This window comes from Segatella oris (genome assembly GCF_900637655.1).
GTDB lineage: Bacteria > Bacteroidota > Bacteroidia > Bacteroidales > Bacteroidaceae > Prevotella > Prevotella oris.
Window position 1 is genome coordinate 606048 of record NZ_LR134384.1, and the last position, 15765, is coordinate 621812.

12 protein-coding genes are annotated in these 15765 nt (G+C 46.5%); 7 read left to right on the forward strand and 5 right to left on the reverse strand.

Annotated elements, in window-relative coordinates:
- Positions 1-388 precede the first annotated feature (388 nt).
- The gene (locus EL210_RS02525; protein WP_018919697.1) at positions 389-1366 is read right to left on the reverse strand and encodes a polyprenyl synthetase family protein; all 978 of its coding nucleotides are present in this window, start codon (positions 1364-1366) and stop codon (positions 389-391) included.
- Between the two features lie 105 nt (positions 1367-1471).
- On the opposite strand from EL210_RS02525, the gene polA reads away from it, so the two are divergent.
- Together polA and EL210_RS02535 are read left to right on the forward strand one after the other, a co-directional pair.
- Positions 1472-4234 carry a DNA polymerase I gene (gene polA, locus EL210_RS02530; RefSeq protein WP_018919696.1) on the forward strand — a complete coding sequence of 921 codons (2763 nt, stop codon included), beginning with the start codon at positions 1472-1474 and terminating at the stop codon, positions 4232-4234.
- 581 nt (positions 4235-4815) lie between these two features.
- Positions 4816-5277, forward strand: a complete 462-nt coding sequence (locus tag EL210_RS02535; RefSeq protein WP_126370194.1) for a transposase — start codon at positions 4816-4818, stop codon at positions 5275-5277.
- A 701-nt stretch (positions 5278-5978) separates the two neighbouring features.
- On the opposite strand, the gene EL210_RS02540 is transcribed toward EL210_RS02535, so the two are convergent.
- From EL210_RS02540 to EL210_RS02550, 3 genes are all read right to left on the reverse strand, one after another.
- Positions 5979-6794, reverse strand: a complete 816-nt coding sequence (locus EL210_RS02540) for a DUF3108 domain-containing protein (RefSeq protein WP_018919694.1) — start codon at positions 6792-6794, stop codon at positions 5979-5981.
- Between the two features lie 60 nt (positions 6795-6854).
- Positions 6855-8897: an Ig-like domain-containing protein gene (locus EL210_RS02545; RefSeq protein ID WP_018919693.1), complete on the reverse strand. Its 2043-nt coding sequence runs from the start codon at positions 8895-8897 to the stop codon at positions 6855-6857.
- Positions 8898-8964: 67 nt separating this feature from the next.
- A complete protein-coding gene (locus EL210_RS02550; RefSeq protein WP_018919692.1) occupies positions 8965-10479 on the reverse strand; it encodes a GH3 auxin-responsive promoter family protein in 1515 nt (504 codons plus the stop codon).
- A 614-nt stretch (positions 10480-11093) separates the two neighbouring features.
- Between EL210_RS02550 and EL210_RS02555 the strand changes: the two genes are divergently transcribed.
- From EL210_RS02555 to EL210_RS02575, 5 genes are all read left to right on the forward strand, one after another.
- Positions 11094-12413 (forward strand): YihY/virulence factor BrkB family protein, encoded by a 1320-nt coding sequence (locus tag EL210_RS02555; RefSeq protein WP_018919691.1) that lies wholly within the window; start codon positions 11094-11096, stop codon positions 12411-12413.
- Positions 12403-13269, forward strand: a complete 867-nt coding sequence (prmC, locus tag EL210_RS02560; RefSeq protein WP_018919690.1) for a peptide chain release factor N(5)-glutamine methyltransferase — start codon at positions 12403-12405, stop codon at positions 13267-13269. The genes EL210_RS02555 and prmC overlap by 11 nt, the downstream gene beginning before the upstream one ends.
- 49 nt (positions 13270-13318) lie before the next feature.
- A complete protein-coding gene (locus EL210_RS13735; RefSeq protein WP_018919689.1) occupies positions 13319-13552 on the forward strand; it encodes a hypothetical protein in 234 nt (77 codons plus the stop codon).
- Between the two features lie 101 nt (positions 13553-13653).
- Positions 13654-14121: a regulatory protein RecX gene (locus EL210_RS02570; RefSeq protein ID WP_018919688.1), complete on the forward strand. Its 468-nt coding sequence runs from the start codon at positions 13654-13656 to the stop codon at positions 14119-14121.
- Positions 14114-14809 carry a ComF family protein gene (locus tag EL210_RS02575; protein WP_018919687.1) on the forward strand — a complete coding sequence of 232 codons (696 nt, stop codon included), beginning with the start codon at positions 14114-14116 and terminating at the stop codon, positions 14807-14809. The genes EL210_RS02570 and EL210_RS02575 overlap by 8 nt, the downstream gene beginning before the upstream one ends.
- Before the next feature lie 19 nt (positions 14810-14828).
- Here EL210_RS02575 and xerA read toward each other — a convergent pair whose 3' ends face one another.
- Complete coding sequence (xerA, locus tag EL210_RS02580; protein WP_004377911.1) at positions 14829-15752, reverse strand: site-specific tyrosine recombinase/integron integrase; 924 nt, start codon at positions 15750-15752, stop codon at positions 14829-14831.
- Between the last annotated feature and the right edge of the window lie 13 nt (positions 15753-15765).

Consider the following 15765-nt stretch of genomic DNA (forward strand, 5'->3'; position numbering starts at 1 on the left):
GAGTGCTTCATCCCATAATAGGTAAAGACAAAAACCATGAATCGGAAAGGCAATACAAACGTGTTTTCTTTCCTTCCAAATAGGAATAAAAATACTTGTAAAGGCTTCTGGAAAAGTGACATATAGAAGTTGAAGAAACCATTACTGTGAATATGCGTTGCAACTTGCGTCACTTTACCACGCAACTTGCGTCATATGAGCGTGTAAAATGACGCAAGTTACAAGGTAAAACAAGTCATTTTGCAACGCTACTCCATATCAAATTCCAGAGCGTTGATAATCAATAGATTATCGAAATCAATAAAAGCAAATCATCATTCCTAACTCTTGAAAAAGTCTCAAGTTTGTTCTCCCCTCTCCTTGGAGAGGGGTTGGGGGTGAGGCTTCACTAACTCTTCCTCTCTATCACAAAGTCAAGATAAGCTTTCAAGGCCGTTTTTATGGCGCTATCCCCCACTCTTTCGTCAATAAACCGCATGCAATCGGCGTGGAATTTCCACATCTGTTGGTCGGCATATTCAATGCCCCCGTTCTCTTTGGTGAATGCCACGAGCTGATTGATTTCACTCTGTTTCACCTCACGTGCTTTCACTTTGCGTGCAAGCATCATCATTTCTGCATTTCCTGTAGACTTCAAAGCATAGATGACCGGTAGCGTAAGCTTGCCTTCAAGCATATCATTGCCTGTGGGTTTACCTATCTCTTTCGAGTCATAATAGTCGAAAATATCGTCTCTGATCTGGAAGATGATGCCGAGATTCTGGCCGAATTTCCTTGCCGCCTCAACGTCGTCATGACTTGCTCCGGCACTCTCTGCACCGATAGCAGCACAGGCTTCGAACAAAGCTGCAGTCTTTCGCTTGATGATTTCATAATAAGCGGTCTCGGTGATTGCCTCGTTCTGGATATTCGTCAACTGTAGAATTTCACCGTCAGAGAGCGTGCGTCCGAGTTCCGAAAGGTGTCTCACGATGACTTCTGAATGCGTTTTCGACACATAAAGCAAGGCTGTAGAAAGAATGAAATCACCCACCAAGACACTCACCTTATTATCATATAAGGCATTCACACTGGCCTGTCCGCGTCGCTCACTGCTTTCATCTACGACATCATCATGCACAAGACTCGCCGTATGCAACAACTCCAGACCTACTGCCGCATGCTGAGTCACACTGGAAACACGGCCGAAGTTCTTCGCCATCAGCAGGATCAGCATCGGCCTCATGCGCTTTCCTCCGCGCTGACGGATATGCACCAGCACCTGAGATAACAGCCCTTCATCATGCGAAAGCGACTGATTGAAAAGCGATATAAAGTCTTCAAGCTCTGCTGAAATCGGCTCTTTGATGAGTGATAAATAGTCCATTATTCCTTTTATTGGTTACAAAAATAATCATTTTTTATGGTAATAATAGTATAAAAACAGGATTTATGCTTATTTTTTTGTAATTTTACACCAAATAAAACAACTATGAACAAATTATTTCTCTTAGACGCTTACGCGTTGATATTCAGGTCGTATTACGCTCTTATCCGTGCTCCGCGCATCAATTCCAAGGGCTTAAACACTTCGGCTATCCTCGGGTTTGTCAATACCCTCAATGAAATTATCACGAAAGAAAAACCTACTTATATAGGTGTTGCTTTCGATCTTGGCAAGACTTTCCGTCATGAAGCCTTCCCACCCTACAAGGCTCAACGTCAGGAAACACCCGAGGATATCACGCTCAGCGTGCCTTTCATCAAGGATATCCTGCGCGCTTTCCATATTCCTATCCTTCAGGTTGAAGGCTTTGAAGCCGATGATGTCATCGGGACATTGGCCACAAAAGCCGGCAAGGAGGGCATCGCAACCTATATGCTCACGCCCGATAAAGACTACGGTCAACTCATCCGAGAGAATGTTTTCATGTATCGCCCGCGCCATGGTGGTGGCTATGACATCATCGGTGAACAGGAGATTGCAGAGAAATATGGCATCTCTACCCCAGCCCAGGTTATCGACTTGCTGGCTTTAATGGGCGACTCGGCCGACAATTTCCCTGGTTGTCCGGGGGTCGGAGAGAAGACTGCGGTGAAACTTATCAATGAGTTTGGTTCCATCGATGAACTCATTTCACACACTGACAAGCTGAAAGGTAAAATGCGCGAAAAGGTGGAAGGCGCCATCGAAGATATCAAGATGTCGAAGTTTCTCGCAACTATCCGGACAGATGTTCCCGTTGAACTCAATCTTGACGAATTGCAACTTCAAGCACCAGATGAGCAGAAACTGAGTGAAATCTTCGCCGAGTTAGAATTTAAGTCGCTTGCAAATAAGATCTTAAATAAAACAGAACAAAAGCAAAAATCAGTTAATTCAGAGCTCGATTTATTTGCTGTAAATCCGCACGAGAGTCAAGTTGCTTCAGAAAACGCGAGTTTTGAGAGCCTTAAAACCATTAAACACGACTATCAACTGATTGAAAATCAAGAAGAAGCACATAGAATTTGTGACTTTTTCAGGACAAAACGAATTCTCAGTTTAGATACAGAGACGACCTCAACCAATGCAATTGATGCCGAATTGGTAGGCTTATGCTTCGCTGTCGAGGAACACAAAGCGTTTTATGTTGCAATTCCTAACGACCGTGAAGAAGCCTTGCAATATGTTAACATCTTCAAACCTGTCTATGAAGATCCGTCAATCTTGAAGATTGGACAAAACTTGAAGTATGACTATGAGGTGCTGAAAAACTACGGAGTGACCCTCGGAGGCAAAATGTTTGATACGATGTTGGCCCATTATGTCATTCAACCCGAGTTGCATCACAACATGGATTACATGGCCGAGACACTACTCCACTACAAGACAATCCATATCGATGAACTCATTGGGCCACGCGGAAAGCATCAGAAGTCGATGCGCGATCTTGACCCGAAAGACGTGTATGAGTATGCCGCTGAAGACGCAGACATCACGCTTCAGCTTAAAAACGTGCTCGAACCCAAGCTGAAAGAGACCGGAACTGAAGACCTCTTCTGGAACATTGAGATGCCACTCGTACCCGTACTTGCCGATATGGAACTGAATGGCGTGCGTTTAGATACCGATGCACTCCATGATACCTCGATGATATTTACAGAGAGAATGAACCGCCTTGAGCAACAGATTTATGAGAAAGCCGGCGAGACATTCAACATCTCAAGCCCGAAACAAGTGGGTGATATCCTCTTCGGAAAGATGCAGATCATGGAGAAACCGAAGAAAACTAAAACGGGACAATATGTCACAAGCGAGGAAGTGTTGCAGTCACTCCGTGCAAAACACCCTATTGTTGCAGACATATTGGACTACAGAGGGCTAAAGAAACTGCTCGGAACCTACGTGGAAGCACTCCCGAAACTTATCAACAAGCGCACCGGACACATACATACTTCGTTCAATCAAGCCCTTACCGCCACCGGAAGACTATCCTCGAGCGACCCTAATTTGCAGAATATTCCCGTGCGAAGTGAAGACGGAAAGGAAATCAGGAAATGTTTTGTTCCAGAACAAGATTGCATGTTCTTCTCTGCCGACTATTCTCAGATTGAGCTTCGCATCATGGCTCATCTCAGTGGTGATGAGAACATGATAGAGGCTTTTCGGCAGGGTTTTGACATCCATGCTGCCACAGCTGCCAAGATATGGCATAAGGATATAGCCGATGTAACATCGGAAGAACGCAAGAAAGCTAAGCAGGCAAACTTCGGCATTATCTATGGAATAACGACCTACGGATTAGCACAACGCATGGAAATAGATAACAGAGAAGCCCGCGAACTCATAGAAGGTTATTTCGCCACCTTCCCCAAAGTGCGTGCTTATATGGAGCAAGCCAAGGAAGAAGCACGCCGGAAAGGATATGCCGAAACATTCTTCGGACGCCGCCGTTACCTACCCGATATCACATCGAAGAACGGCACTGTGCGCGGTTTTGCCGAGCGAAATGCCATCAATGCGCCTATACAAGGCTCCGAAGCCGATATCATCAAGATTGCCATGATACGCATCTGGCAGCGTTTCAAGGCCGAAAACATCCGTTCAAAGATGATACTTCAGGTGCACGATGAACTTAACTTCTCAGTTTATCCCGATGAAAAAGAGCGTGTAGAAAAGATTGTTCTCGAGGAAATGCAAGGTGCCTATCAACTCCAAGTGCCACTGATTGCCGATGCAGGATGGGGCAAAAACTGGCTCGAAGCACATTGACATACTATCGGATTTGGAGTGAGAAACGAGCTGTTTTCCTATGAAAATGAAGGCAATGAGCAATGAAAAAGACAGCAACTTGGTACGAGTTATGCTCTTGAAAGCCTTATACTTGTAATATATGTTGTCGTTTTATATATTTGCAATTCGGTACGAGTTGTGCTCTTAAATGCCTTATATATATAATGCATATTATCGTTTCCCATATTCGCAACTCGGTACGAGTTATACTCTTAAAAGTCTTATATGTGTAATGCATATTATTGTTTTTCATATTCGCAATTCGGTACGAGTTATGCTCTTAAAAGCCTTATATGTGTAATGCATATTATTGTTTTCCATATTCGCAACTCGGTACGAGTTGTGCTCTTGAAAGCCCCATGTTGGCAAGCGAAGCAAGCCTACGTGGGGATTAAATAAACGCATGAAATGAACCCGGAACGGGTTCAGCTTTTTCCAACTAAAAGGAGTTATAACCCATTAATCTCTGATTTCGTATAACAAAATCGTAAAAACGTGGGGGAGAAAGGTATCAACAACTGAGGATTTCACTATCTTTGCAAAAACCAATTCATAATCTTATGCCACAATATCTCAACCAAATCCTTGTGCATTGCGTATTTCATAAACATGCAAAAGCCGTCACCATTCAAGCACAGGACCAATTACCGCTGAATCAGTTCGTCATGCAAACCTGTCATTTCTTACATTGCCCTTGTCTCATTGCCAATGGTGTAGCCGACCATCTGCACTTCTTATTGGTGCTTGCTACCAATGTATCAATAGCTGATGTGGTGAAAGAGGTGAAACGGAAAGCCACACTCTTCCTCAAAGAGCGCAATCCTTCTTATTACCATTCCTTTTGTTGGCAAGGCGGATATGGTGCATTCAGCGTTTCAATAAGGCACAGAGATAGTGTATATCAATATATCTATCAACAGCAAGAACACCATAAAAAGATTTCGGCAAAAGATGAGTTTGAATCACTGTTACGCAATGCAGGCATCACAAAATACGATGAAAAATTTTATTGGAGCACGTGAATGAGGAAAAAGCTAAACCCATACTGGGTTTATTCGGCACACACATTTTCACCCCACGTTGGCTCACTTTGCTCGCCAACATGGGGCTTTCAAAAGCATAACTGCTACGCAGTTACGTTGCAGGCTCATATCTCGCCTGTTATCTTGCCACACTTTCAAAAGCATATCTGCTATGCAGTTACTACATGAAAAGTGCTTCATCGTACAGCATAATATCCATTGTCATCCATAGGAATGAAAGTCGGGATAGCCCAGCATGGCACTCGTTGCACAACATAACCTCCATTGTCATCATATGATAATAGGTAATCCGTAGAACAATATATACCCAATCATTTGATAATCTCTATTTAATCGTCTTGCAACTTGCGTCATATTAGCGTGTAATCAGCGTCACTTTGCGTGGTAAAGTGATGCAAGTTAGGCTGTGAAATGAGTCAAATTACGAGGTAATTCAATACAAGTTACAACGCCATGTCATGGAACCCCATTTTAGCTTATCGCGAAACAGCGTAATCAGTTGACTGACTACACCAGACAAGAAACAAAAAGAAGACCGATGCACTCGGTCTTCCTATATCGCTTATTTCAGGCTTTCAAGTCATGGTAAACGATTAATCATAACGTATTTCCTTTCGTTTCAGTGCGTTTTTTCAATCTTTCAGGCCTATGATACAATTCATCCCAAAAACGCGCTTGCATCAATTTCTAAGCCCTTTAGCACCGGTAAGGAAAGCCTTTGCAGAGCCGAAGCGCAGAAACATGTCAAGACGCACGGGCACATGATTGGCATCATCGGTTACATAAAAGTCGACCAAGCGCTTGTATTTGCCGTCTGTAAGTTCGAGATAAGCCAATCGTAAGCACTGATACTTTTGTCCGTTATCCGCCTTTACGGTTGCTCTGCCATCGAAACGAAGCTGTGCAGGCGTGCGATCATCACCGTCGACAATCGGAAAGTTGACCACATTGCCCTTCTTCCAATTGGCAGGATCGAACGAACGTGCACGCATAAAGATACTCATCATGTCGTAAACGCAGTCGCTATAACTATGTTTAGCCCATGTGTGTGAACCATCGTTATGCTGGCGGTGCTGGCGAACATTGGTCTTTCCACTGCCATAACTATAATAAACTTCATCCACAGTGTAGCGCTTTCCCTCGCGTGCACCCTTGCGAAAATAAAGCGGTTCCAAGTCTAAAGTATTATAACAGAGCAGCGTATCACGCAGCACAAAGAAGTTATCGAGCTGGCCGTTGCCACGCGTTGTGAGGCTGCAGCGATAGGCAGGCTTGCCATCGTAACGGCTCTGCACGGTGTACATGCTGGCTGTTCCAGCCTTCACCCACACGAATTTCCAATTGTAATAGAGGTTATACGACAGGAATTCGCCCGACTTGAAGGCCGTATTTCGAAAAGAACAGTTACTTTCCTGCGCCTTAACAGCAGTCGAAAGACTGCACAGCAACATGGCTATGAGAACACAACGCCTTACAATTGCTGCACGATGCGGCATCATGCAATAATGCTTTTTTATATATTTCATTCGGTCTACCATATTTTCTTAAGTTATACATTATATGTTTCCTTGTCCGTAAGTGATGCCCAATTGCTTGGCACGTTCGGCATTTCGCCGCTTCACCGTCTTCTGTTTATCGGCCTTCTGCTTAGTGATTTGCTCGGGTTTCTGGAGATAAAGCGGTGTCGAAGTAGGGTTCCAACGCTCTGTCATGTCCCATTTGGCCTTGCATTCTATCTTTCCCGGATAGTAATATACAGCCTCGGGCTGACGGTCTGCAGCATAATCTCCGGTGTCCCACATGCCATTATGGTTTGCATCTACAAAGAGACGAAGATAATAAGTATCGGGTTTCAGATAGTAAAACTCGGCTTGATGATCCTCGGCCTGCACCTCTTTGACGACGTTATCATTGCGGTCGAGCAGCTGAACGATGCAGGGCTGACCGTCCATTCCTGTCAACGTAATGAGCAATGTGCTGTATTCGTCATTGCTCTTCACCTTGAGTCCCTGCTTGAACTTGGCCGTCACAGCCCCATAAATGTCTGTAAAAGCCATGCTATCTATTTCAAGACTGTACTCCTGCCCAGGCTTCCATTCACCTAAAAGCTCGTATTCCATGCCGTGTTCCAGTGAGTCCGGCCTCACCATCCGCCCCTCGGCATTGCGCCGGGCCACAGGCTGGAAAAGGAAATGCGAACGATACCATAGGGTATCTATCTTCGTATAGAGGTGGATTTTGGTCGTATCTACGTGCGCAAGTGGTGTTTTAAACTGTAGCTGAACATTCTTATCGGGATCGAGTTCACTTGAACTTTTAATGCTCATCGCCAATAGTTCACGCGGCATTTCAGTCAGATAAGGCTCTCCTTTCTTCTTAGCACGCTCCTGTTGCTTTTGCCATTTCTCATAAGTAGCCTTTCTTTGCTTCATTCTTCGCTCGTAAGGCTGTTTTGAAAGCACCTCCATGGTGTCAGTGTTCGTGACGAGTTGTCCCAAAGAATCGGTCATGAGATACGACATTTCCATGCGAAGCGTATCTTGATTGACAAGTGCCGTGTCACGCAGCCAATAGTCGATGGTGTCTCTCTTGACGTTGGGAATGACCACAAAAGCATTATCTGCATTGAAATTCAAGCCTTTTATACGAGGTAACTCGGCATTTCCATAACTGAAATTCACCGCAAAATGATTGGCTTCATTGCGTGTAACGCTCAGCAAATAACGGTTGGTCAGCGTTTCGTTGAAGGCACGCAGCGTGATATCATCAGGCAGGAAGTGGGTATATCCCACGCGCTTAATGTCGGCAATATGCAGAGAGTCGGTCCATAAAGTGTCTTGTCGGATGTCGCCCTTCATTGAAGTTGTGATGGTATCATGATTGAAAGCAATCATCTCACTCTTTTGAGTGAACTGATAGTTTCCGTCCATATCCTGCAACGCATACACCCGATAAGAGCCTTGCTTGACACCTTTGATGACGAAATGTCCACGACTGTCCGTCCTGCTTACACGCAACATCGGCAGCTTCTGAAAGGCAGAATCGGCTTGATTTGCATAGAGTCCCACGAGAATTCCTTTCACTGGCTCGAGGTTCTGGGCTGCAACCACATAGCCAGACACCTCCATTGTGTCGATCTCTGCACCCGTAGAGAAGCTGTAAGTGTAGTTTCCGAGCGGGTTTCCCTCGTTATTATCACTGATTGCATCACTGAAATCAATCGTGTAAGTAGTGTTAGCTTTGAGCGAATCGAGCAGCTTCACTTCAATCGATTTGCCTGCAGCCTTGATTTCGGGAGTTTCCAATTGCGGTGGAGAAACAATCACATTCTCACTCGGATTGTCTATCTTGACGAACTCATCAAAACTGATTTTCACCTTCCTGACTTTCACATTGATGTCTTTATCGGCCGGCGTTGCCCCGATAACTCTTGGCGGAGTCTCATCATACCAGCCGCCATCAGGGTTTCCCATGCGTGCACAAGAGGTGAAACCTCCCCCTACCCCTCCCAAGGAGGGGAGTATAAAGCACAAGAGAATGCGTATCTTTTCCTTTATCTTTCTTTGATTTGACGAGGTAATCATCTGCTTTATCTTCATATATTTCCGTTTTTTCACCGACCAACTGCAATCAGAAACTCCCTCCCTTCGGGAGGGTCGGGGTGGGTTAGAGACGTTCATGGGAGGTCTTCATCACCTCTTCTATCACCTTTCTGCTGTTGCTCAACCGCGGTATCTTATGCTGTCCGCCGAGCTTTCCCTTAGCTTTCAGCCAGTCGTTGAATTGCCCTTGGCGCGCTTCGATAACCTCTAAATGCTGCAAAGTGACATCATGGAAGCGCTTTGCCTCGTAATCACTGTTGATTTCCTGCAGCTTTTTATCCAGCAAATCGGCAAAATGTTCGAGGGAATCAGGGGCTTTTGCAAACTCAATGAGCCACTGATGACGGCATTTCGCCTTGCTGTCCATGTAGACAGGAGCGGCAGTATATTCGCTGATTTCAGCCCCTGTTTCCTTGCAGGCATAGGCCAATCCCTTCTCTGCATTGTCCATAATCAGCTCTTCTCCAAAGGCATTGATGAAGTATTTGGTGCGACCTGTGATGACAAACTTATAGGGATTCGTGCTCGTGAAACTCACGGTGTCGCCAATAACATAGCGCCACAGCCCGCAACTCGTTGTAATCACCATGGCATAGTTAATGCCCTTCTGCACACCCTCAAGTGGAATGATTGTCGGATTATCTGTGCCATACTCGTCCATGGGAATGAATTCATAGAATACATCATAGTCGGTCATCAGCAAAAGACTCTTGTCCTGCGGGTCACTTTGAATGCCGAAGAAGCCTTCACTGGCGTTGTAAGTCTCCATATATTGCATCTTCCCGCTCGTGATAAGCTGTTCATATTGCGGGCGATAAGGCGTGAAAGCAATGCCACCATGAAAGAAAACTTCAAGGTTGGGCCATACTTCTTCAAGGTGTTTCTTGCCGGAAAGCTCCATGACACGCACCAAAACACTCAGCATCCAACTGGGAACACCCGAGATATTCGTCACGTTCTTATGGAGGCATTCGCGTGCGATGAGGTCGCGTTTCACCTCGAAATCACTCAGCAAAGCAGTCTTCTTCTTCGGCACACGCACGAGATTTGCCAGCGGATTTATATTCTCTATGAGGATTGCACTGAGGTCTCCGACAAGCGAACCTGCCACATTATAATTCGGAGAATGACTGCCACCGAGGATTAAACCACGCCCATCAAAGAGTCTGCTTTGCGGGTTGTTGCGCAGATAGAGGGCTACAACGTCGGCACCACCTGCATAGTGGATATGGTTCAATCCGTCTTTAGAGACAGGAATAAACTTGCTCTTGTCGTTGGTCGTTCCCGATGACTTGGCATACCATTTGACACGACCCGGCCACAATACATCAGCTTCTCCGTGGCGCATACGGTCGATGTCGCCCTTGAGTTCCTCGTAGGTAACGACGGGAAGCCTATGGGCAAAGTCTTCATAATGACTGCTCTGCACGCCGAACTTGCGTCCATACTCCGTCTGACTGCCATGTTCAACAAGACGCTTCAGCACTTTCTGCTGCATCTTCACGCCCTCTGTGGCATAGCGTTCCAAATCTTTTTGTCGTGGCAGGAACAGCTTTCCTGCTATGCTTGTCAAACTCATTACTTCAAAAATCGGTTTATCATGCAAAAGTAACGCTATCTTTTGGAATAGCATAAGGATTTGTTTTTTTTTATTTTCTTTTAGGGCTTTCCTCTCTATAAATAAGAAATCATCTCCTTTCCCCATAATTTTTTAATCCCAAAACAGGGCTTTTTCATAGCTTACTACTTTCTAAAAAAATTACCGAAATTATGACATCAAATCCTGTCCTGCATTGTTCTGTTTTTCCGTAAGCAGCTTCTTGGCTCATGATTTCTTGTCATTTATCCTGCAATCTGCATCATTTCAGTGCGCAATCTCAGTCATATCACCTCGCATTCTGACGCAGATTACATGCTCATCTGACGCAAATGACAACGCATTCTGAGGCTTATTGCAAGGCCGTTTGCAACAAGGCATGAAAAAAGGGAAAGCTCCAACCGACTTTCCCTGGGGCAAAGATAATCATTTTTTGAGGCGAATGCAAATCCATGACCAAATAAATTTACAAACAACCCATGCTTCAAGCCTCAACAGGAACATCTTCTCCCCGACCCCACAAAAGTCAAAGCGTTTGCTTTTTTCTTATCGCTTTCATTGCAAACCTTACATTATTTGCTTATATTTGCAACGTTATGAACAAACTTTCAAGACTGAAATATTTCATGACCTTCGGCATTTGGAACCGGGAGGAGCATGAGAACGGCTGGTGTAAACGCACAGGACTCAACGTCGTGCGCAAGATGTACATGGCCATAAGACTGTTTATTGAGCGCGGACATGTGGACTATGCCACTCAACTTTCATTCAGTACAATCCTTGCTATCGTGCCTATCTTCGCCATGATCTTTGCAATTGGGCGCGGTTTCGGACTCTCCAAATACATCGAAACATGGCTCCGAAGCACCTTAGACAGCCAACCGCAGGCCGCCGAGTCAATCATCTCATTGGCCGACTCCTACCTGCAGCATGCACAGACAGGCCTGTTTATCGGCATCGGTCTGCTGTTCATGCTCTATAGTGTGCTGAGTCTTATCTACAATGTAGAGAATGTTTTCAACATCATCTGGCAAGTAGAAAGAAAGCGATCTGTCGGCAGGTTTCTGGCCGACAACCTGTCAATGATGTTCCTTGTTCCCGTGATTATCATCGTCATGTCGGGGGTAAGTATCATCGCAAACACCACAACCGACCACCTGCAGGCATTCATCATTCTCGGCCCGATAGCACGCATTTTGGTCAAACTGCTGCCTTTCGTAGTCCTGACGCTTATCTTCATAGCCCTCTTCGTGGTGATGCCCAACACGCGGGTGAAGTTCTCTGCGGCCGTAGGTCCGGCGATATTGGCAGCCATATTGATGCTCCTCGTGCAGTGGGGCTACGTGCACGGACAGCTCTTTCTCTCGGGCTATAACGCCGTATATGGGTCGCTTGCCGCCCTACCCCTGTTCATGTTGTGGATGCAGATATCGTGGTATATCTGTCTGTTCTGCGCCGAACTGTGCTATATGAACCAATATCTCGACTATTATGAATACATGATCAGTCCCAAGGATATCAGTGAGGCGAACCGCCGAAAGATAGCACTTCTCGTGATGCGGCACATCATCAAGCGCTTCAGCGAGGGGCATCCGGCACTCACAGTGCTTGAGATTAAGCAGCTCACGGGCATTCCTATCCGTCTCGTCTGCGATGCCCTTACACGGTTGGAACACGTGAAACTCGTCACCGTTGTGGGCAACAGCAAAGACGAAGACACGCGCTATCAACCGGCACAGAGCCTGAACCACCTGCGCATGGGGCGCATTGTGGAACTCTTGGACAATGATTCGCCCGACCGACACAAGAATAATCACATCGACATCAGCTCCACATTAAACGACGAAGCAGCACAAGAAGTGCGCCGGGCACGTGAGGAATTCATTCAAAAACTCAATGATATCAATGACTTATAGCCAGCTATGGCGGCGTCTGCTGCCTCTTTATGACGAGCGGGAAGCCAAGGCTGTCGTGAGAACGCTATTGGAAGAGAGGTTCAATCTCACGCTGACCGATCTCTATACCGACGGACTTGACCGCCTCACTGACGAGGAGAAAGTGCGCATGGAAACGCTGATCGAGCGGTTGGAAGCAGGCGAACCGGTGCAGTATGTCGTGGGAAAAGCCCGCTTTTGTGGCCGTGATTACATGGTTGCTCCAGGTGTACTTATCCCACGTCCCGAAACAGAAATGCTTTGCAAAGAGGTCATTTCGGCCTACAACAGGCCCTATTGTGCCCTTCAACCTCCCGAACCTTTGCGTGTGCTTGACATTGGAACGGGCAGCGGTTGCATTGCTGTCACACTCGCACTCGACCTTTGGAACTGCACGGTTACGGCCTGGGACATCTCCGGAGACGCCTTGATAATCGCAAGAGAGAATGCACATCGGCTGCAGGCTCACGTGAATCTTGAGCTGCAGGATGCCTTAAACCCTGACGAAATGGCTCTCAATGCACCGCCTTTCGACATCATCGTGTCGAATCCTCCCTATATCTGCGACCGCGAAAGCAAGGACATGGCGAAGCATGTGCTGGCACATGAGCCTCACACGGCCCTCTTTGTGCCCGATGACGACCCACTTCTTTTCTATCGTTCCATTGCCCGTTACGGTCTTTCCCACCTCAAACCATCCGGCATGCTCGCGTTTGAAATCAATCCCATTTATGCCGAAGAGACATGCAAGATGTTGGAGCATATGGGCTATGAACAAATCGAAAGAAAGGAAGATCAGTATGGAAAGGAGAGGATAGTGATAGCCCGAAGAGACTGATACCCACCCCAGCCCTCCCCAAGGGAGGGAGTGTGAGCTTGAGAAAAGGATGTTCAAAGAGGCTGATACCCACCCCGACCCTCCCCAAGGGAGGGAGTGTGAGCTTGAGAAAAGGCTGTTCAAAACGCCTGATACCCACCCCGGCCCTCCCCAAGGGAGGGAGTGTGAGCTTGAGAAAAGGATGTTCAAAGAGACTGATACCCACCCCGACCCTCCCCAAGGGAGGGAGTATCAGCTTGAGAAAAGGATGCATAGAAAGGCGTTTTCCTATCTTATTACGTAACAACGTATAAATAATTATTCATAAACAAAATACAAGTAGCCTCATTTAGCGGCTCCCCTCTCCTTGGAGAGGGGCTGGGGGTGAGGCTTTATTTTCTTCTCATGACCGAACAACAAGCCCAACTTCGCTTAGCTTCTCTTTGTGCTAAAGGCGAACACTGCACGCAGGAAATGCTTGAAAAACTCAGGAAATGGGAGATAGAAGAAGATGCACAAGCACGCATCATAGCCTATCTCACCGAACATCATTTCATTGATGACAGCCGATTTTGTGAGGCTTTCGTCAAGGATAAGATACAATATAACGGCTGGGGACGGCGTAAAGTGGAGCAAGCGCTCTACATGAAAGGCATTCCCCGCAGTGTTTCCGACCCCATACTTGACGAAATTTCCGATGAGATGTATCTTGAAAAGCTGCGTCCTCTCATCAAACATAAGTGGCCAACCATAAAGGCCCGCAATGAATATGAACGCTCCATGAAACTCATTAAGTTTGCCATGGGACGCGGATTTGATGTGCGACTCATTCGCCAATGCATTGACGATGCCGACGAACTATTAGATGATTAGCTTCTTAGACAGGTTTTTCGACCTCATTGCACCACGCTTGTGCGCTGTCTGTGGCAGTCGGTTGACCGTCACAGAAAAGGTGATTTGTGCCCCATGTAACCGCCATTTGCCACGCACTGACCATGCCCTTTCGCCATTCGACAACCCACTTTGCCGCATTTTTTGGAAGCAAGTGCCCATTGAAAAGGCTGCCGCTTGGTTCTATTATTCGGCAAAATCGCCTGCCAGTCGCGCTATTTACGACCTTAAATATCATCACCGCGCAGCCATTGGTCACCAACTTGGCGAGATGATGGCATGCGAAATGCAGGCTAACGGCTTCTTTGAAGGCATTGATTTGATTATCCCAGTGCCACTCACGAAAGGCAGAATGCGCGAGCGTGGCTATAATCAAAGCCTGCTTATTGCCGAAGGTGTGGCACATATCACACACATTCCCATTGAAAACAAAGTGCTGAAACGCATACGTTTTGACGGCAGCCAGACTCAACAGAGCATCGAACTGCGCCGCGAGAACGTGAAAGATGCCTTCCGATTGCAGCATCCAGAGCGCATCGTTGAGCGTCATCTGCTTCTTATCGACGATGTCATCACCACGGGTTCCACGATGCTTGCCTGCGCAAAAGAACTCGCCAAGGCAGGCGATATCAAAGTAAGCGTGTTGTCGTTAGGCTTTGTGGGGAGATAAACTCCACACTTCTCATTCCTCATTCCACATTCTTCCTCATGTTCCTTGGGTGGTGATTAAGGATTTCTTCACGCAGAGTTGTCGTGTCGATATGCGTATAAATCTCGGTGGTTCCGATGCTCTCATGGCCCAGCATGGCTTGAATGGCTCGCAAATCAGCACCACCTTGGAGCAGCGCAGTGGCGAAACTATGGCGCAGGGTGTGGGGAGAAATGGTCTTCTTTATACCCGCTTCTTCTGCCTGTCGCTTGATCATGATGAGAATCATGGTGCGAGTGAGGTGATGACCACGACGGTTCAAGAACACAAAATCCTCTTCACCGGGTTTGATATTGAGGTGAACACGGTCGGTAAACCACAGTTGAAGTTCCTTAATAGCACGTGGAGAAATGGGCACAAGCCGCTCTTTCGAACCCTTGCCGAGCACGCGAATGAAGCCGTCATCAAGGTAAAGTTGGGAGAGTTTCAGGTTGACAAGCTCTGAAACTCGCAGTCCGCAGGAGAACAACACCTCAATAATGGCGCGGTTACGCTGGCCTTCCGGCTTACTGAGGTCTATGCTCTGTTCCAGCATATCGACTTCAGCTGTCGACAGAACCTCGGGTAAATGCTGTCCCAAAGCAGGAGATTCGAGCAGTTCTGTGGGGTCAGTTTCGATGTAACCATCAAGTAAAAGGAAGCGATAAAACGAGCGGATACCACTCAAGATGCGTGATTGTGAGCGCGGACCAATTTGAAACTCGTGCAAAGTAGCTGCAAAATGCTGCAGATCTTCAAGCTGCAAAGCCGTCATTTCGAGTCCTTCGCGCTTGCAATAGTCCATGAGCCACGTGATGTCATGACTGTAGGCATCGAGCGTGTTCTGTGAATAATTGCGCTCTAACTTCAGATAACGCAGGTAAGACTTCAGCACATTGGCACTGCTTTTCTTGTCGGTTTCCATTTATTTTATTATT